This window comes from Actinoplanes sp. NPDC026619, assembly GCF_040638295.1.
GTDB lineage: Bacteria > Actinomycetota > Actinomycetes > Mycobacteriales > Micromonosporaceae > Actinoplanes.
Window position 1 is genome coordinate 52,212 of sequence record NZ_JBEZYA010000014.1, and the last position, 18,352, is coordinate 70,563.

General features: G+C 70.3%; 19 protein-coding genes. 11 read left to right on the forward strand and 8 right to left on the reverse strand.

The features are described 5' to 3' along the window. The first annotated feature begins 34 nt into the window (after nt 1–34). Together AB0E90_RS27935 and AB0E90_RS27940 are read left to right on the forward strand one after the other, a co-directional pair. Nucleotides 35–484, forward strand: a complete 450-nt coding sequence (locus AB0E90_RS27935; RefSeq protein WP_360411876.1) for a MarR family winged helix-turn-helix transcriptional regulator — start codon at nt 35–37, stop codon at nt 482–484. A 15-nt stretch (nt 485–499) separates the two neighbouring features. Next, complete coding sequence (locus AB0E90_RS27940) at nt 500–1,378, forward strand: LLM class flavin-dependent oxidoreductase (protein WP_360411879.1); 879 nt, start codon at nt 500–502, stop codon at nt 1,376–1,378. Here the strand turns inward: AB0E90_RS27940 and AB0E90_RS27945 are convergent, their stop codons facing one another. Then, nucleotides 1,379–1,720, reverse strand: coding sequence for an Lsr2 family protein (locus tag AB0E90_RS27945; protein WP_360411882.1), 342 nt, complete (start codon nt 1,718–1,720; stop codon nt 1,379–1,381). 282 nt (nt 1,721–2,002) lie between these two features. Here AB0E90_RS27945 and AB0E90_RS27950 point away from each other — a divergent pair, with 282 nt between their 5' ends. Together AB0E90_RS27950 and AB0E90_RS27955 are read left to right on the forward strand one after the other, a co-directional pair. Next, on the forward strand, nt 2,003–2,431 hold the full coding sequence (locus tag AB0E90_RS27950) for a hypothetical protein (RefSeq protein WP_360411885.1): 429 nt from the start codon (nt 2,003–2,005) through the stop codon (nt 2,429–2,431). After that, entirely contained in the window at nt 2,431–3,705 is a 1,275-nt protein-coding gene (locus AB0E90_RS27955) for a D-alanyl-D-alanine carboxypeptidase (RefSeq protein WP_360412546.1), read from the forward strand. Before AB0E90_RS27950 ends, AB0E90_RS27955 begins: the two co-directional genes overlap by 1 nt. On the opposite strand, the gene AB0E90_RS27960 is transcribed toward AB0E90_RS27955, so the two are convergent. Further along, a complete protein-coding gene (locus tag AB0E90_RS27960; protein ID WP_360411888.1) occupies nt 3,692–4,192 on the reverse strand; it encodes a DUF456 domain-containing protein in 501 nt (166 codons plus the stop codon). The genes AB0E90_RS27955 and AB0E90_RS27960 overlap by 14 nt on opposite strands. Before the next feature lie 171 nt (nt 4,193–4,363). On the opposite strand from AB0E90_RS27960, the gene AB0E90_RS27965 reads away from it, so the two are divergent. Further along, nucleotides 4,364–5,266 carry a FliA/WhiG family RNA polymerase sigma factor gene (locus tag AB0E90_RS27965; protein WP_360411891.1) on the forward strand — a complete coding sequence of 301 codons (903 nt, stop codon included), beginning with the start codon at nt 4,364–4,366 and terminating at the stop codon, nt 5,264–5,266. A gap of 63 nt (nt 5,267–5,329) precedes the next feature. Here the strand turns inward: AB0E90_RS27965 and AB0E90_RS27970 are convergent, their stop codons facing one another. Next, the gene (locus AB0E90_RS27970) at nt 5,330–7,627 is read right to left on the reverse strand and encodes an AAA family ATPase (protein WP_360411894.1); all 2,298 of its coding nucleotides are present in this window, start codon (nt 7,625–7,627) and stop codon (nt 5,330–5,332) included. Between the two features lie 185 nt (nt 7,628–7,812). Here AB0E90_RS27970 and AB0E90_RS27975 point away from each other — a divergent pair, with 185 nt between their 5' ends. Continuing rightward, nucleotides 7,813–8,319: a hypothetical protein gene (locus tag AB0E90_RS27975; RefSeq protein ID WP_360411897.1), complete on the forward strand. Its 507-nt coding sequence runs from the start codon at nt 7,813–7,815 to the stop codon at nt 8,317–8,319. Between the two features lie 59 nt (nt 8,320–8,378). Here AB0E90_RS27975 and AB0E90_RS27980 read toward each other — a convergent pair whose 3' ends face one another. After that, entirely contained in the window at nt 8,379–9,230 is an 852-nt protein-coding gene (locus AB0E90_RS27980; RefSeq protein ID WP_360411900.1) for a sigma-70 family RNA polymerase sigma factor, read from the reverse strand. A 179-nt stretch (nt 9,231–9,409) separates the two neighbouring features. On the opposite strand from AB0E90_RS27980, the gene AB0E90_RS27985 reads away from it, so the two are divergent. Continuing rightward, the gene (locus AB0E90_RS27985) at nt 9,410–10,969 is read left to right on the forward strand and encodes a DEAD/DEAH box helicase (protein WP_360411903.1); all 1,560 of its coding nucleotides are present in this window, start codon (nt 9,410–9,412) and stop codon (nt 10,967–10,969) included. A gap of 178 nt (nt 10,970–11,147) precedes the next feature. Here the strand turns inward: AB0E90_RS27985 and AB0E90_RS27990 are convergent, their stop codons facing one another. Next, nucleotides 11,148–11,783: a hypothetical protein gene (locus AB0E90_RS27990; RefSeq protein WP_360411906.1), complete on the reverse strand. Its 636-nt coding sequence runs from the start codon at nt 11,781–11,783 to the stop codon at nt 11,148–11,150. Nucleotides 11,784–11,800: 17 nt separating this feature from the next. On the opposite strand from AB0E90_RS27990, the gene AB0E90_RS27995 reads away from it, so the two are divergent. Beyond that, on the forward strand, nt 11,801–11,980 hold the full coding sequence (locus tag AB0E90_RS27995; RefSeq protein ID WP_360411909.1) for a hypothetical protein: 180 nt from the start codon (nt 11,801–11,803) through the stop codon (nt 11,978–11,980). Here AB0E90_RS27995 and AB0E90_RS28000 read toward each other — a convergent pair. The 3 genes from AB0E90_RS28000 to AB0E90_RS28010 form a co-directional block, all read right to left on the reverse strand. Then, entirely contained in the window at nt 11,954–12,955 is a 1,002-nt protein-coding gene (locus tag AB0E90_RS28000; protein ID WP_360412549.1) for a phosphatase domain-containing protein, read from the reverse strand. The genes AB0E90_RS27995 and AB0E90_RS28000 overlap by 27 nt on opposite strands. Before the next feature lie 138 nt (nt 12,956–13,093). Then, nucleotides 13,094–13,804, reverse strand: coding sequence for a hypothetical protein (locus AB0E90_RS28005; RefSeq protein WP_360411912.1), 711 nt, complete (start codon nt 13,802–13,804; stop codon nt 13,094–13,096). Between the two features lie 174 nt (nt 13,805–13,978). Then, nucleotides 13,979–14,371: a hypothetical protein gene (locus AB0E90_RS28010; RefSeq protein ID WP_360411915.1), complete on the reverse strand. Its 393-nt coding sequence runs from the start codon at nt 14,369–14,371 to the stop codon at nt 13,979–13,981. Nucleotides 14,372–14,495: 124 nt separating this feature from the next. On the opposite strand from AB0E90_RS28010, the gene AB0E90_RS28015 reads away from it, so the two are divergent. From AB0E90_RS28015 to AB0E90_RS28025, 3 genes are all read left to right on the forward strand, one after another. Then, nucleotides 14,496–15,332, forward strand: a complete 837-nt coding sequence (locus tag AB0E90_RS28015; protein ID WP_360411918.1) for an NAD-dependent protein deacetylase — start codon at nt 14,496–14,498, stop codon at nt 15,330–15,332. Nucleotides 15,333–15,512: 180 nt separating this feature from the next. Continuing rightward, on the forward strand, nt 15,513–16,514 hold the full coding sequence (locus AB0E90_RS28020; protein WP_360411921.1) for a LacI family DNA-binding transcriptional regulator: 1,002 nt from the start codon (nt 15,513–15,515) through the stop codon (nt 16,512–16,514). A gap of 152 nt (nt 16,515–16,666) precedes the next feature. Further along, nucleotides 16,667–18,352 carry an ABC transporter substrate-binding protein gene (locus tag AB0E90_RS28025; protein ID WP_360411924.1) on the forward strand — a complete coding sequence of 562 codons (1,686 nt, stop codon included), beginning with the start codon at nt 16,667–16,669 and terminating at the stop codon, nt 18,350–18,352.

The following is an 18,352-nucleotide window of genomic DNA, read 5'->3' on the forward strand; positions in this document are numbered from 1 at the left end:
GTAGTACGAACCGCAGAACAGGGACATATCCGACATGGACGACCGGGTCACTGATGATGCCGCGGCCGTCGAATCGGCGGCCGAGTCGCTCGTGTCCTTGCTGGACGCGCAGGCCACCGCCGTTCCTCCGGCGCAGCTGCGCGTGCTCACCATCGTCGCGGCCAACCGGCACACCAATATGAGCCGACTGGCCGAGGCGCTCGAGGTCGTGCCGTCGTCGGCGAGCCGGCTGTGCGACCGGCTCGAGGCCAACGGCCTGCTGCGCCGGCTGCCCGACCCGCGCGACCGCCGCGAGGTGCGGCTGCTGGTGACCCCGACCGCCCGGCGGCTGCTGGACGAGTTGCGCGCGCGCCGTCGCGCCGCGCTGGCCGAGGTGCTCGAGCGGATGCCCGACACCGCGCGGCTGGAGCTCGTCCGTTCCCTGGAGGCGTTCGCCAAGGCCACCGATCGCGACGGTGCCGACGGGGGCCTGCGGACGGCCTGAGATAGCGTGCCGGTCATGCGCATCGGCATCGTGATTCTCCCGGACCAACGCTGGTCCGCCGCCGCCCAGCGGTGGCGCCGCGCCGAGGAGTACGGCTTCGACCACGCCTGGACCTACGACCACCTGGGCTGGCGCGACCTGGTCGACGGCCCGTGGTTCGACGCGGTCCCGACCCTGACCGCGGCCGCCGGCGTGACCAGCCGGATCAAGCTGGGCACCTACGTGGCCTCACCGAACTTCCGGCATCCGGTGCACTTCGCCCGCGAGGTGACCGCGCTCGACGACATCTCCGGCGGCCGGCTGCTGCTCGGCCTGGGCGCGGGCGGCACCGGTTTCGACTCGGCCGTCTTCGGCGAGCCGGAGCTGACCCCGCGCCGGCGGGTGGACCGCTTCACGGAGTGGCTCGACCTGCTCGGCACGATCCTGACCAACCCGGCCACCACGCACCGCGGCGAGTTCTACACCGCCGTCGACGCCCGCAGCATCCCCGGCCCGCTGCAGCAGCCGCGCCCGCCGTTCGTGGTCGCGGCCAACGGTCCGCGTGCGCTGCGGCTGGCCGCCCGGCACGGCGACGGCTGGGTGACCACCGGCCCGCAGGCGGACGATCTCGAGTCGTGGTGGCAGGCGGTGGCCGGCATCGTCGGACGTTTCGAGGAAGCGCTGACCGCCGCCGGCCGCCCGCTGGACGCGATCCCGCGCTATCTGAACCTGGACTCGTCGCCGCTCTATTCGATGACCAGCGTGGATGCCTTCACCGAAGCGATCGGCCGCGCCGCGGCACTGGGCTTCACCGACGCCATCACCCATTGGCCACGCGCCACCAGCTGGTACGCGGGCGACGAAAAGGTCCTGGAAAAGGTCGCGGAGCGCCTGCCGGAACTAGCCGGAAACTAACTAGTGGGCGGCGCGGTAGGCGTCGGTCACCGACTGCGGAATGCGACCGCGCTCGGAAATCTGGTGGCCGTTCGCCTGCGCCCACTCGCGGATCAGCCGGTTCTCGTCGCGGGAGCTCGCGGTGCGGCCGGGAACGGTCCGCCGCAAGCTGATCCGGGTGGCGCTGCGACCGATCCGGTTGCCCGCGCTGATGTACGGGTCAAGAGCCTTACGGAGCTTCCCGGCATTGGCTTCGGAAAGGTCGATCGTGTAGCCAATGCCGTCCAGGCTGAACTCTACGGTGCGGTCCGCCTTCTTTCCGTCCAGATCGTCGATCAGAGTGGTGATTACTTGCCGCGCCATAACGACTCCCGAGTCAACAATCCGAATCAACCGCGCCCAGTGTTGCTCGAAACCGGCTTCCGGCGCAACTCTTCGGGCCGGAATTCGCAATTCTTTCCCGTCCCGGGCGGTCCGTTATTCAAATGGCGAGCCGACATTCACAGGTACGAGGGTTATTCAGGACGGTTGAGACCAGGACGCTGACCCTGCGGCACCTGCAACTCGAGGTAGGTCCTGAATAACCCTCGATCGCGAGCATCGACCGGGTGGCCGATGACCGTGTGGATCACCTAGGGTCGCAGCATGGACGAGCGGGCGGCGTGGGACGAGCAGCGCCGGCAGGCGATCGCCGGGCACGCGGCCGCACAGGCGGCGAGCCGGGAGGCCGAGGCCCGTCAGGCCGGCGAGTTGCTCACCACCTTCGTCCGCCGGGCCGCCGAGCGTGGCCTGCCGCCCCATCCCCTCACCGCTCGCAGCTTCGACGGCCACGCGACGTACCGGACGAAGGCAAAGGGCTGGTATCTGAAATCCAACCGCTCGGTCGCGGCCGGCGAGCACGGGGAGTATTACGTGCTGACCGTCCCGGCCTCGCTGCGTGCCCGGTTCGCCGGCGCCGACCTGACCCCGAGCATGCCCCGGCTCATCGTCGGCGCGGGCGGCGGCGACGGCGAGACCATGCCCCTGGCCCAGTTGCTTGATCAGCGACTCGATGCGGGAGTCAACTGGCCTTGATCCGCCCCTCGGCATCCCTCGCCGCTCTCCTGCTCGCGGCGGCCACCGCCGTCGTCCCGGCCGCACCGGCCTTTGCGCAGACCGCACCGGCCCGCGCAAAGGCAGAGACCGCGGCCGAGATCCCGTGCCCGAAGCCGAACGTCGCCAAGCCCAAGGGCATCCCGGCCCGCCCGGTGCCCCCCGCCGACGTGCCGGCGAACAGCGTGGTCGGCGGCGACGCCCTGGCCACCCACGGCCTGATCATCCCGGCCGGCGCGAAGCAGCCGCCCGCGGTCACCGCCACCACCTGGATCGTCGCCGACCTGGACACCGGCGAGGTGCTGGGCGCCTGCGGCCCGCACGTCTACCAGACCCCGGCGAGCGTGCAGAAGACCCTCCTGGCTGCCACGGTGATGGACAAGCTCGACCCGAACCAGACGATCACCGCGGTGCGCAGCGATCTGGACATCGAGGTCAACAGCTCGGCCGTCGGCATCGTGGTCGGCGGAAAATACAAGATCTCCACGCTCTGGCTGGGCCTGCTGCTCAACTCCGGCAACGACGCCGCCAACGCGCTGGCCCGGATGGCCGCCGGCGGCGGCGCGAACGGGGTGGCCACCACGGTGGCCGCGATGAACGCCGAGGCGCAGCGGCTGGGCGCGTTCCAGACGCATGCGGTCACGCCGAGCGGGCTGGACGGCAAGGGCCAATTCACCAGCGCGTACGACCTGGCCCTGATCGCCCGCAAGGACTTCGCGAACGCCGACTTCCGCACGTACGTGCTGACCAAGGCGACGCAGATGCCGGCCCAGCCGCAGGTGAAGCAAAAAGGCTTCCAGATCCAGAACGAGAACAAGCTGATCTTCAATTACCCGGGCGCCATGGGTGGCAAGACCGGCTTCACCACGGTGGCCCGGCACAGCTACGTGGGCGCGGCCCAGCGCAACGGCCGGCGCCTGGTGGTGACCCTGCTCGGCGCCGAGGCGCACCCGCAGCGCGGCTGGCAACAGGGCGCTTCCCTGCTCGACTGGGGCTTCGCGCAGCCCAAGGGCCAGTCCGTGGGCAAGCTGATCACCCCGGAGGAGGTGGCCGCCCGCACCGAGACGGGCAGCGCCGACGCGCAGCCCGAGTCGGCCACCGCGGCGAACAAGGCCGCGCCCGGCATCCACGCCGGCAACGGCCCGGGCGCGACGAAGGTGATGGCGGCGGGTGCGGTCGCCCTCGTGCTGGCCGGCACGCCCCTGCTGCTCCTGCTGACTCAGCGACGACGCCGCCGGCCCCTCACGCGAGGATGAGGCCGAACACCCAGACGACGGCGATGGCGAGCGCGGCGGTGAACTCGATCAGCATGGCCATCCCGGCCGCGCCGAGCGCGGTCTTGGTGGAGGGCCAGGCCTGACCCGGCCCGAGCCGGTGCTGCTCGACCAGGAACACCCCGAGCACGAAGCCGAGGGGCAGCCCGACCACCGGGATGAGGAAGAACCCGACCAGCCCGATCACGCCGCCGAGGAGCAGGGCCGAGTTGGGGATACCGGCGCTCTTCAGCCGCCGCCCCGGCAGTAGGTATTTGATCAGAGCGCCGAGCGTGGCCACGAGCGTGGCGATCACCAGCACGATCCACTTGACCGCGCCGGACTCGTCGCCGAACAGCGCCCAGGCCAGCACGCCGAGCCAGCTCAGCAGCAACCCCGGCACCACCGGAATCACCACTCCCACCACGCCCAGCGCGATCGCGATGCCGGCGATGACATTCACGAGTGTTCCGGTGTCACTGAGGTCCATGGGACCAGCGTGCCCAGTGGCCGCAAATCTCCAAACACGGCAACCGTTACGCACCGGAGAGTGACCGAAAGGAGTAACCCAGGCCCACCAAAGTCTCTCCCTGTCAGCCGGGAAGCCCGCACGACGGGCCGCCCGACGTTCAACCAGGGGGATGAAGACATGGACACCAACATGACGAACGCTGTGGACACCGCGCCCGCCATCACGGTGCTCTCCGCCGCCGAGCAGGAGGAGCTGATCCGCACCCACATGCCGCTGGTCGGCCACCTGGTGCGCGACATGCTCACCCGCATCCCCAACCACATCCACCGGGACGACCTCACCAGCGCCGGCCTGCACGCCCTGGTGACCGCGGCCCGCGGCTGGGACCCGGACCGCGGCATCCCGTTCCACCGCTTCGCCTCCACCCGCATTCGCGGCGCCATCCTCGACGAGCTGCGCTCGCTCGACTGGGCGACCCGATCGGTGCGCAGCAAGGCCCGCGCCACCGACACCACCCGCTCGCAGCTGACCACGACGCTCGGCCGCACGCCGTCCGCCGACGAGCTGGCCCAGGCGCTCGGCACCACCACCAACGACCTGCAGCGCACCGACACCGACGTGCAGCGCGCAACCGTGCTGTCGCTGCAGGGCTTCACCACCAGCAGCGCCGACGACCTGGTCACCGAGAAGACCCCGGGCCCGGAGGACATGCTGCTGCGCCGTGAGCAGATCGGCTACCTGCACCACGCGATCGACTCGCTGCCGGAGCGGCTGCAGGTCGTCATCACCGAGTACTTCCTCAACGAGCGCCCGATGGCGGACATCGCCGACGACCTCGGCGTGACCGAGAGCCGGATCAGCCAGCTGCGTGCCGAGGCGCTGTCCCTGCTCAAGGACGGCATGAACACGCACCTCAACCCGGATCTCGCCCCGGTGCCGGAGAACCCGGAGGGCATCACCGCCCGCCGCCGTGCCAACTACTACGCCAACATCGCCAGCAACACGTCGATGAACAGCCGGCTCGCGATGACCAACGCGCACGGCCACACCACGTACGGCCGGGTCGGGCGCATGCCCGCCACCGCGGCGTAACCGACACCTGACGAAGGGCCCGGCAGTTGCCGGGCCCTTCGTCTTTCTTCTCGAAACAGCCCTTCAGGCCAGCGCGCTCAGCACCTTGGGCAGGTCGCTGCTGTGCAGGACACCGAGGCGGCGGGTCGCCCGGGTGACCGCCACGTAAAGGTCGGACAGGCCGCGCGGGCTCTCCGCGACGATCTCGTCCGGCTCGACCACCACCACCGAATCAAATTCAAGACCTTTTGCCTGCCGTACGGTCATGAGCACGATCTGATTGAGCAGGTCGGGCTGCTCTCCCACGGCCGCGCCCGGAACCGCCTCGACCAGTTGCCGGCCGAGCTCCTCGGCGAGCGCGTCCGGCACGAGCACCCCGACGCGGCCGTCACCGACTTCGGCGGCCTCCAGGCGTACGGCCGCAATTGTCTCGGCCGCAAGCGCGGCCCGCGGCACCCGGAGTGACCAGGGCGCCACGCCGGCGGACCGCACCGACCGCGGCGGCTGCAAGGCCGGATCGATCGCCGCCAGCACGTCGGCTGCCACCGCCATCACCTCGGCCGGCGTGCGGTAGTTGACGGTCAGCTCGACCAGGTTCCAGCGCTGCGCGACGTAGGGCTCGAAGACCTGCTCCCAGCCGGTGGTGCCGGCCAGCTCGGACGTCTGCGCGACGTCGCCGACCACCGTCATCGAGCGGCTCGGGCACCGGCGCATCAGCAGCCGCCAGGCCATCGGGGACAGTTCCTGCGCCTCGTCGACGATGACGTGGCCGAAGACCCAGGTGCGGTCGGCGGCGGCCCGCTCCGCGGCGGTACGGGTGTCGATCACCTCGTGCCGTTCGACGAACGCGCTCGCGTCGACCACGTCGATCGCGGAGAGGATCTCCTCCTCCTGGTCCTCGAAGTCGAGCGACCGGGAGCCCTCGACGATCTCGAGGACGCCTTCCGCGTATTCGATCGCCTCACGCCGCTCCTGCGCCGCCTGCCGCTTCTTCAAGGTCTCGTCGACACCGAGCAGCTCGGCCAGTTCGTCGAGCAACGGCACGTCGGCCGGGGTCCAGCGGGCGTCGCGATCTCTCCGCAGCAACTCTTGATCTTGCGGGGAGACGCCGGCCGACGCCAGGCGATCGGCGTCGCTCAGCAGGTCGCGCAGCACCTGGCGCGGCGTGAGCACCGGCCAGAAGTCGAACAGCGTCTGCTGCACGTCGACGTCCTCGCGCAGCTCACGCCGGGTCTCGGCGAGGTCGGCCTCGGACAGCAGATTTTCGCCGCCGAGCGGGTCGGCGCCGATCCGCTCGGCGATCTGCAGGGAGAGGGCGTGGATCGCCTCGGTCACGAAGACCGCCCGCGCCACGTTGTGCGGGCGGCCGGTCTCTCGGGCCGCGGCTCGGGCGTCCTCCAGCACGGTGCGCTCGATGCGCAGCGGGTAACCGTCGTGGTCGACCTCGGCGAAGTGGTCCGGCACGGTCTGCCGGTCGGCGACCGCCTGGGCCAGCACGTCGAGCATGGCCACCCGGCCCTTGACCGCGGCGACGGCCGGTTTCTCGACGCCCCGCGCCCGCACGCCCGGGAACATGTCGCCGAGCGTGGCCAGCAGCACCCCGGTCTCGGCGAGTGACGGCAGCACTTGGGAGATGTAGCGGAGGAACGTGGTGTTCGGCCCGAGGATCAGCACGCCCTGCTTGGTGAGCTGGGCGCGATAGGTGTAGAGCAGATAGGCCGCGCGGTGCAGCGCGACCGCGGTCTTGCCGGTGCCCGGGCCGCCCTGCACCACCGTGACGCCGTTGAGCCCGGCACGAATGATCTCGTCCTGCTCGGCCTGGATGGTCTCGACGATGTCGCGCATCCGACCGGTGCGCTCCGCGGTGAGCGCGGACAGCAACGCGGCCTCGCCGGTGACGTCCTCCCGGCCGCCGGCGCTGCCGGCCTCGAGGTCGAGCACCTCGTCATCGATCCCGGTCAGCACGCGACCCCGGGTGCGCATGTGCCGGCGGCGTTTCACGCCGTCCGGGGACACGGCGGTGGCCAGGTAGAACGGGCGGGACGCGGGTGCACGCCAGTCGATCAGCAACGGGTCGCGATCGTGTTCCGGAGCGGACAAGCCGAGCCGGCCGATGTAACGCGAAGCCCCGTCGGCGAAATCCAGCCGGCCGAAACACAGGGCGTTTTCCACCGCATTCATCTGCGCCAACTGATCGGCGTAATGACTGCGGTTCGCCTCCCGCTGGGCACGGCCCTGCGGGGTGCCGCCGGACTCCAGCAGAATCGCCTTGAGGCGCTGGTCGGCCTGCTCACGCAGGCTGTCCAGCCGGTCGTAGAGGGTGGTGAGGTACGCCTGCTCCGAGGCGAAACTTGACAATGCCACTCCCCTTTGTGCTATCATTCGTCGCGTTGACGCTCATTTCTTGAGCGTCTTTTTTGTTGCTCAACAATCGCCCAGAATAGCCCATCGACCGGCGTGCTCCCACCAGTCTTCCTTGGGTAACGGCATCGGGCGCAAGTGTCAGCAATCCGTCAAGTTCTTCGGCGAGCCGTTACGCGCGACCGGCGATCCGCATTAGTACCGGCATGACCCACGACCCCATCCGACGCTTTGGCGCGCTCGCCCTCACCGCGGCCGCCGCTCTCACCCTCGTCACGGCGTGCTCCAGCGACGAGGAGCCGGCCGGCAACGCCGCCGCGGCAGCCCCCGCCGGCCCCGAGGTGAAGAACATCGAAGGCGCCAAGGCGGCCGCGCAGACCGTCTTCGACCGGTTCGCCGGCGGCGACTTCGCCGGCGCCTGGGACATGTACACCGCGGCCGGCAAGGCGGCGATCAGCAAGGACGACTACGTCAAGCTGAACCAGGCCTGCTCCCGCAAGGGCCTGGCGATCCAGCTCACCAGCGCCCGGATGGAGGGCGCGGACCGGGCGATCGTGATCGCCAAGCAGCTGGTGGCCGCGCAGTCGTACACGATGGTGTACGAGGCCAACTCGTGGAAGCTGGAGCCGGCCAAGGAGGGTCTCGCCCTCTACAAGATGGGTGCGGTCAAGGCGATCGCCGCCCAGAAAAAGGCCGGCACCTGCGCCGGGTAGCGGCCCGCCCAGCAAACGGTGCCCGCCGCGAGTTGCGGCGGGCACCGTCGTGCGGGCGGTCAGGCGGCCGCGGGCAGTCCGTCCGGGCTGGTCATCGCCAGCCGGGAATGCAGGGTGCCGCGCACCCCGATCTGCTCGTAGTAGGCAGCCCGGCGGCGGGCCACACAGCCCTCCTTCGCCGGGGCCTCCTGGGCCAGAGCCGGGTCCAGGTGGGTGTTGAGGCCGTCACGCAGCAGTCCCAGCGCCTCGGCGCGCAGCTGCGAAACCCGCGACTCGGTGACGCCCAGCTCCTCGGCGATGCGGGCCATCGGCCGCTCCTCGAAGAAGTAGCCCTGCACCACCGCGCGCAGCCGCTCCGGCAGCGCGTCCACGGCGTGCTTCAGGTAGCCGAACCGCTCCCGGCGGATCAGCATCTCCTCCGGGCCGGCGCTCGGCTCGGTGACCATGTCGTCGGCCGCCGCCGTGGCGAAGCCCTGCAGGCTGAACACGACCGCGCGGTGCACGTCGTCGTCGGCGGTCGAGATGTCCTCGACCGTGACTCCCATCCGGTCGGCGACCTCCTGAACGGTCGGCGTGCGGCCCAGCTCGGCGGTCAGTTCCTGGCGTGCCGTGTCGGTCCGCCGGGCCCGCTGCCGCACCGAGCGGCTGGCCCAGTCGAGGCCACGCAGCTCGTCCAGCAGGGCGCCGCGCACCCGGGCGGCGGCGAAGCGACCGAACGGAACACCGCGGTCGGCGTCGAAGCCGCGGGCCGCGTGCACCAGAGCCGCATAACCGGCGGACATCAGGTCGTCGCGGTTCACGTGCGCGGGAACGCGGGCGAGCATCTCGCGGACCAGATGGCCGACCAGCGGCATGTGCTCCTGGACGATGTCCTGCTTGCGGCGGTCAACAACAACGGGGGCACCGCTCATGGTGGGGGGATCTCCTCGCGGTAACGCCTGGGTTGGGGGTGTCCCGGGCACTGAGGAGAACGGTGACGACGGCTGAGTGCGAATCAGGTCCCATGCGGGTGCAGCACGGTTGCTTCCCCGGCCAGCGGGTAGAGTTGATCGCTGGGGTATCCCCTAACCACCTTTGGAGTTCCCACTACATGATGACCTTTACCGAGCTTGGCGTGCCCGCCGCCCTGACGCAGGCGCTCGCCGGCCTCGGCATCAACACCCCGTTTCCGATCCAGGCCGCCACATTGCCGGACACGCTCGCCGGCCGGGATGTCCTCGGCCGCGGCCGCACCGGCTCCGGCAAGACGTACGCGTTCGCGCTGCCGTTGCTGGCCCGCCTCGCTGCTTCCCGCAAGCCGCGACGTCCCGGCAAGCCGCGTGCGCTGATCCTGGCGCCCACCCGCGAGCTGGCGACCCAGATCGATGCCACCCTCGCGCCGCTCGCCGCGACCCTGGGGCTGCGCACGCTCACCGTCTTCGGTGGCGTCGGCGCCGGCCCGCAGATCAAGGGCCTGGCCGCCGGGGTCGACGTGCTGGTGGCCTGCCCGGGCCGGCTCGACGACCACCTGCGCAACGGCTACGCGTCGCTCGACGCGGTCGAGGTGACCGTGCTGGACGAGGCTGACCACATGGCCGACCTCGGCTTCCTGCCGGTGGTGCGCCGCCTGATGGAGCAGACCCCGCGCGACGGCCAGCGGCTGCTGTTCTCCGCGACCCTCGACAACGGCGTGGACGTGCTGGTCAAGCGCTTCATGCACAAGCCGGTGACGCACGCGGTCGACTCGGCCGCCGACGCCCCGGTCGAGATGTCCCACCACGTGCTGCACGTGCGCGGCGACGACCGCTTCGGCGTCCTGGTCGACCTGCTGTCGGCGCCCGGCCGCTCGGTGGTCTTCACCCGCACCAAGCGGCGCGCCAAGGTGCTGACCAAGCAGCTGATCGCGGCCGGTGTGCCGGCCGTCGAGCTGCACGGCAACCTGGCGCAGAACGCCCGCAACCGCAACATGGCGGCGTTCTCCGACGGCAGCGCCGAGACCCTCGTCGCCACCGACATCGCCGCCCGTGGCATCCACGTCGACGACGTCGCCCTGGTGATCCACGCCGACCCGCCGGTGGAGCACAAGGCCTACCTGCACCGCTCCGGCCGCACCGCCCGGGCCGGCGCCCAGGGCACGGTGATCACCCTGATGACCGACGACCAGCAGGCCGAGGTGCGCGACCTCACCCGCAAGGCCGGCGTCCGGCCGACCACGAGCCGCACCCGTCCCGGCGACCCGCTCCTGTCGGAATTGGCGCCCGGCGAGCGCCGCTTCATCGAGCCGGCCGCGACCCCGGTGGCCCAGCCGACCGGCACGCGCCCGGCCCGGCAGCCGCGCGCCGGCGGTCAGTCCGGCGGCCGCACCGGCCAGCCGAGCCGTGCGGGCCAGCCGAGCCGCACGGGCCAGTCGAACGGGCGCGGCGGCCAAGCGGGCCGTGGCGGTCAGGCGAGTGGCGGCCAGGCCGGTCAGCCGTCCCGGGCGGCCCGTGGCCGCGGCGGTCGCTCGCCGGTCGTGCACACCTCCGAGTCGTCGGCGGCCACCGCCCGGCCCGGCAGTTCCACCGGCGGCGCGAGCCGCGGCCGGCGGGGCGCTCCCGCGACGCAGGCGACGGCCGGAAAGGGCGGCGCCGCCGCCTTCTCCTCGTCGAGCCGCGTCGGCGGCCGTCGCTGACAACAACGGACCGGGCCAGCACGGCCCGGTCCGCCGGCTGCCTTTCCGAAATCCGGGACCGCTCCGACCGGCGAGTTCCACTCCCGATTTTCAGGACTCCGGGGCCTCAACTCGCCGTCCTGGCACCGAGATCCAGGAAATCGGTGCCTCGGCTCGGCTCGGCGCGCCGGGTCGGGCTCTAGCTCGCCGGGACGTCGACCTCGATCTCGTCGCCCAGGTCGTAGCCGGCGCACAGCTCCAGTTCGTCGCCGCTCCAGAAGCGGCCCGGGTCGTACCAACTCGGGTTGGCCCGGCGTGGCAGCAGGCCCATGTCCTCGTAGGTCACCGCGACGACCTCGGCGCAATAGGCGGTCTCGAGCCCGGCGTCACCGCCGCGATGGCGGATCGGCGGCACCCGCCCGCGCGCCCACCGCCAGGCCAGCTGGGCCGACGAGGGGAACGGCGTGCCGTCGAGCCGGGCCACCGTCTTGAGCGCCTTGTCCTCCATCGTCCGGGACACGCCCGGCTCCAGCTGCCGCAGCCAGCCCCGCTGGCCGTAGCGCTGGGCCCAGACCGTGACCGCGTCGCGCAGATCGTGCAGCTGGACGCCGCGCTGGAAGGTGCCGGACCACAGGTCGGGCAGCGACTTGCCGAGCTCGGCGTGCCACATGAGCGGCGGCATGTCCTCGATGACCAGCGACATGCCGACGTGATTGACGGGGCTGTTGGTGAGGGTCTGAATGGCCCGATCAGGGCCGGAGCGGCCCCGGAAGAGCCAGATGTCACCGGTGCGCGTCAGGTCGATCGCCTGGTCCAGGCTGATAGCGGCGTCCACGTGTCTATCCTCGGGTGATGCGTTGGTGGAAAGTAGTGGGTCTGGCCGGATTAGCGGGAGTCGCGGCGACCGGTGCCGTGGTGGCCCGGTCGGAGCGCAAGCGCCGGGCGTACACCCCGGACGAGGTCAGGCAGCGCCTGCACGAGCGGGCGGCGGAGATCACCACCCGCTCAGACGACATCGGTGTCACGGAGTAGCGACCATAGCCCGGCGCCGTCCGGCGCGGAAAACCATGTCTTGCCGTGTGAGCCGACCGCCTCGGGTGTGCCGGCCGGGCCCGGGATGGCGCCGGCCAGCACCGCCTGGGTGGGCGACAGCCGGCGGATCGCCACGGCCGCCACGTTTTCCGGGTGGGCGTGCGCGAATTCCGAATAGATCTCCTGGTCGTGCTGGCCGTCGTCGCCGATCAGCAGCCACCGGATGTGCGGGAACTCGCTCGCCAGCCGGCGCAGCGTGTTGCGCTTGTGCTCCTGGCCGCTGCGGAACCAGCGGTCGGGGGTCGGCCCCCAGTCGGTGAGCAGCAGCGGGCCGGCCGGGTAGAGGTGCCGGGAGAGGAACCGGGTCAGCGTCGGCCCGACGTTCCACGCGCCGGTCGACAGGTAGAACACCGGGGCGCCGGAGTTGGCCGTGATGAGCCGCTCGTAGAGCACCGCCATGCCCGGCACCGCCATCCGGGCGTGCTCGTCGAGGACGAACGTGTTCCACGCGGCCAGCAGCGGGCGGGGCAGTGCCGTCACCATGACCGTGTCGTCGATGTCGGAGACCAGACCGAACTTGCAATCCGGATCGACCACCCGGATCGGCGCGTCGACCGGGGCGGCGCCCTCGGCGGACAGCCGCACCTTGCCCCAGCCCGGCTCGAGATCGCCCTTGACCCGGCAGTCGACATAACCACTGCGGTCGGTGCGGGTCTCGGTGATGCTGTCGCCCATCTGGATGCGCACCACCATGTTGCTGACCGGCGAGGACAGGAAGCTGCGCCAGCCGCGCACCTTTTCCAGCCGCTTGTGCGACGAGGAGCCGCGGGTCAGCACCACCCGGGCCATCACCCGGGCCCAGCCGGGGGCGCCATATCCCGTGTACGCCGTGATCACGGGCTGCCAGCCCCGATGGCGCAACCGGCGCTCGACGATGTCGTGAAGGGCATCCTCCACCAGCGCAGCCCGGTGCATCCGAGCCACGGCTTTGGAGGCCCCTTCCGGAGTCTGCGTCACGCTGTGGCCTCCTAACCGGCGGTCATTCCGTGCCGTTACGGTACCCGGCTGATCTGACACTTGCGGGCGAATGGAGGCCCCCTCCACTCAGGACTCTCAAGCTGCCGCCGGAAGCTCGGCGGTGGTCCACTGGTCGGCAAACCAGTGTTCATCGGCGGCCGGTTGCTGCGCGCCCGCGCGCGTGACGGCGGCGGTCACCTCGAGCCGCAGACTGCGCAGCGCCTCGGCCGCCGACTCGGACTCCTGCCAGGCCGCCCGTTCCGCGCCCATCGCCTTCTGGTACTCGTCGAAGCGATGCGCGCGAACCGCCTGCCGCAGCATCGACTCCTGCACCACCGGATGCAGCCGCGGGTTCCAGCCACGGTGCGCGAAGACGTCGTTCAGCTGGGCGATGGAGAGCTCCCGGTTGCGGCAGGCGGCACTGGCGGCGTGATGGAGATAACGCTCGCGCTCGACGTTCTCACCCGGCTTACGGCGCTTGCTGATCAGCGGGTAGGCGCACGCCCGGGCGGCCTGCCGGGCCGCCCGGTCGGCCACGTCGTAGGCGAGCCAGGCGGCATCGAGCCGCTCCTGCGAGGCGGTCCACTCGGCGCGGCGGCGAGCGGCGGTCGTGGCGGCCCGCTCGGCCGCCACGGCGACCTCGCCGGCAAATCGGAGATCATCGTCGAACGCCTCGGCCACCGGTCGCTTGGGCTGCTGCACCCGGGCGATGGCGGCGGCGGCAAGCAGCACGCCGCCGAGCATCACCACCCAGAGGGCAGCGGCCTGCGGAACGGAGACGAGGAAGCTGTGCATGGCAGTTTCCACGGAACACCTCACTCGGAGACGCGATCTTCGTGCGGAGGTTGCGCTGCGTGGCGCGCCTTTCGGCACGCGGCGTTCTTTTCCCGTACGCGGTGGGAATCACGCCTGCCGGTGCGGCCGAACCGCGAAACCGGCTTCAAAGCAGGCCGCGGCGCTGATGAGGGCCGCGTTACCGGATCAGATCGCCGGCGGCGCCCGCTGACCGCGGGTCCGGGCAGTTGCGCCGATCAGGACCACCAGCGCCTCGAGGGCGAGGATGACGAGGATTTCGGCCGGGCGGGTCGCGGCCCAGATGCGGACGGCGGGAAGGACCGGCGCGGGCTCACTCACCGCGACCGAGGTCTCCGCGACCGAGGTCTCCGCGACCGTCTCGCCAACCGCGACCGAGGTCACCGGAACCGCGGCCACCGGGATCGCGGTCACCGGGATCGCGGCCACCGGGATCGGCGCAGCCGGCTCCGCCAGGGCCGGCGTGGTGAAGGCCAGCGCCAGCATCGCGAGGCCGGCGATGAAGCGCAGCAGGCGATGGCCGTCCCAGTTACGGGGAAGCACACGCGCCACAGCTGTCACGCGGATCAACTTACCGTTTCCCCCCGCAACGTGCACGGGTCCGACTCGTTGTGGTCATTTCGGGTGTGTTCCGCCTCAAAGGGATGATCACCCGACCGCGCCGCGCGCGAGGGACCATGGAGCGGTGGAACTTCAGGTGGTGGAGCAGGTGGCCGTCCTCGGCGAGTGGATCGCCGAGGGTGGCGTGGTGGTGCTCAGTGGCGCGGGATTGTCGACGGACTCCGGGATTCCGGACTATCGCGGGCCGTCCGGCTCGGCCCGCCGGAGCACCCCGATGACCTACCAGACCTTTACCCGCGACCCGATCGCCCGCCGGCGCTACTGGGCGCGCAGTCACCTCGGATGGCGCACGATCGGTGAGGCCCACCCGAACGACGGTCACCGTGCGGTGGCCGCCCTGCAGCAACAGGGTGTGGTCGGCGGGATCGTCACGCAGAACGTGGACGGCCTGCACCAGGCGGCCGGCGCCCGCGACGTGGTGGAGCTGCACGGCAACCTGACCCGGATCGCCTGCCTGGCCTGCGGCGAGCTGACCTCCCGGGTGGCGCTGAGCGATCGCCTCGACGCGGCCAATCCGGCATTCGCCGGCGTCGCGATCGAGTTCAACGCGGACGGCGACGCCGAACTGGCCGACGACCATCTCGACGGATTCACCACGGTGGATTGCCGGAGCTGCGGCGGCATGCTCAAGCCGGACGTCGTCTACTTCGGTGAGACGGTGCCGCCGGAGCGGGTCGCACGCAGCTTCGAGCTCGTCGAGAACGCCCGCACGCTGCTGGTTCTCGGTTCCTCGCTGACCGTCATGTCGGGCCGCCGGTTCGTGCTGCGGGCCGCGAAGCTCGGCATCCGAGTGGCGATCGTCAATCGTGGAGTGACGCGCGGCGAGCCGTACGCGGGGCTCTTCATCGATGCCCCTTTGGGCATTGTCCTTCCTCATTTGGTAGCGCTCCCAGCCGCATAAATCGGGATGATTTCGGCGTGGTTACCGTAGCGATACACAAATAAAGTTTCCTTCTCATTGACGTGACGGGGACCACTGGCGTTAACTGCCGGAACCGGTCCCGAAACCGGTTCCGCAATGTCACCGCAACATGATCTCCGCCCTGCGGAGACAGTCGCGAGGATGGACACAGGAGGACCAGTGCCGATCACCATCGCCGACGTGGCGGCCCGGGCGAAGGTCAGCAAGACGACCGTGTCCCGGGTGCTGAACGGCAAGGGTGAGCTGGACGAATCCACCGCCGCCCGGGTCCGCGCGGTGATCGACGAACTCGGTTATGTGCCCAGCTCCCGTGCCGTCGGGCTCGCCCGCGGCCGCACCCGGGTGGTGGGCATGCTGGTTCCGTCGCTGACCTGGCCCTGGATCGGCGAGGTCATCCAGGGCGCCGTCGACGTCCTGGAGACCGAGCGGTACGGCTTGTTGCTCTTCACCTGCAATCGTGGTGAGGAGTCGATGCGCCAGTTCGGCGCCCAGGTTTCCGCCAAGTCGTTCGACGGGCTCCTGGTCATCGAGCCCGAGGGCACCCTTGATTACATCGCCACCCTGCATCGCCGCGGCCTGCCGATGGTTCTCATCGACGACCGCGACCAGACCTCGGGCGAGATCCCGAGCGTCAGCACCACCAATCACGACGGCGCCGGCTCGGCGGCCCGTCACCTGCTCGAGATCGGCCGGCGTAGCCCGCTGGTGATCACCGGTCCGGAGCGCTTCGGTTGCACCCGCGAGCGCAACGCCGGTTTCGCCTCGGTCTTCGCCGACGCGGGCCGGCCGATCCCGGCCGAGCGCACCTGGCTCGGCGACTTCACCGTGGCGTGCGGCGCCGCCGCCGTGCAGACCGCGCTCGACTCCGATGTGGAGTTCGACGCGGTCTTCGCCCACAACGACCTGTCCGCGCTCGGCGCCATGCAGGCGCTGATGGACGCCGGCCGCCGCATCCCGCAGGACGTGGCGATCGTCGGCTTCGACGACATCCCGACGGCGGCACACACCCAGCCGCCACTCAGCACCGTGCATCAACCGCTGCGCGAGATGGGCGAAGCCGCGGCTCGTACGCTGCTCGCCCACTTCGAGGGCACACCCTTGCCCGATCGTCCGACCGTCATTCCCGCGAGCTTCGTCAAGCGAGGCTCTTCCCTCGAATAACAGCTCGAATAAGGCACGGCTCGAACCACGGTGAGCACCCCCGATCTCTGATCGGTCACCGAAAACGCGCCCTCTTCCACGGAGTCGACCGTCAGGCCGGCGCCGCGATGGCGTGCACCCCTCTTCACCCAACACCTCTCAGGAGCACCCCGATGCAGAGAAGGACTCTGTTCGCAGCCGTCCTGGCGGGCGCCCTCGCCACGGGCGGCATTGCCGCGTGCAGCGACTCGCCCAACGCCAACAACGCGAACGCCAACAAGAGCGGCGTCGACTACCTGCGGATCGGCATGCCGAACGGCACGCAGACCGAGAACCACAACCCCTTCGCGGGTACGTCGTCGGCGAACGCGCTCGGCTACAAGTGGATGATCTACGAGCCGCTGACCATGTGGAACCCGGTCAAGCCGGCCGACCCGGCCAAGCCGTGGCTCGCCAAAGAGGTCAAGTGGGCCGCTGACTACAAGTCGGCGGACATCACGATGCGCGACAACGCCACCTGGTCGGACGGCCAGAAGGTCACCGCCGACGACGTGGCCTACACATTCACCCTGCTCAAGGGCAACGAGGCGCTGAACCAGTACGCGATCCCGTTCGGTGACATCACGGTCAACGGCGATACCGTGCACGTGACGTTCACGGCGCCGCAGTTCGTCAACCAGAACAAGATCATGGCGAACACGACGATCGTGCCCAAGCACGTCTGGGAGAAGATCGCCGACCCGGCGACCGACACCAACAAGAACCCGATCGGCTCCGGCCCGTACACGCTCAAGTCGTTCAGCCAGGCCGGCGTCATCCTCGACGTGCGCACCGACGGTTACTGGCAGGACCTGCCCAAGGTCAAGGAGCTGCGCTACACGTCCTACGCGGACAACAGCGCGCAGACCACCGCCCTGGCCAACGGCGAATCGGAGTGGAGCTTCGTCTTCATCCCGAACTACCAGGCCACGTTCGTCTCCAAGGACCCGGCCAACCACAAGATCTGGGCGCCCGGCGTGCTCGGCATCCACGGCCTCTACATCAACACCACGGTCAAGCCGTTCGACGACGCCAAGCTGCGTCAGGCGATGAACATGGTGATCAACCGGGCGGACATCTTCACCCAGGCCGAGGCCGGCTACTTCCACCCGCAGATCGACAGCGTGACCGGCCTGCCCAACGGCGCCGGCGATGCGTTCATCGCGCCGGAATACAAGGACAAGAAGCTCACTCCCGACGTGGCGGGCGCCAAGGCGCTGCTGCAGAGCGCGGGCTACAAGCTGAACGGCACCACGCTCAGCGACCCCGCCGGCAAGCCGGTCAAGATCACGCTGACCGACCCGGCGCCGTGGTCCGACTACCAGACCACGCTGGAGATCATCAAGACCAACCTGGCCGAGATCGGCATCGCGGCCACGGTCGATAAGGCCAACCAGGACAAGTGGGACCAGAACGTCCAGAAGGGCGACTTCGGGGCCACGATGCGGTGGACGAACGGCGGCGCGACGCCGTACGACATCTACCAGACCGTCATGGACGGTGACCTGATGAAGCCGATCGGCACCGCCGCCCAGCAGGGTAACTTCGGCCGGTTCAAGAGCACCGAGGCGACCGCGGCGCTCAAGGCGTACGCCAACGCCATCAGCGACGCCGACCGCACCACCGCGATGAACCAGATCCAGAAGGTCTTCGTCGAGCAGGTCCCGATGCTGCCGGTCGGCTCCGACAACGTCGGTGGCGCCTACAGCACCAAGAACTGGACCGGCTGGCCCGGCGACGCCGACCCGTACGCGGGCATGCAGCCGACCCAGCCGTACGCGCTCGATGTCGTCCTGCACCTCAAGGCCGCCAACTCCTGA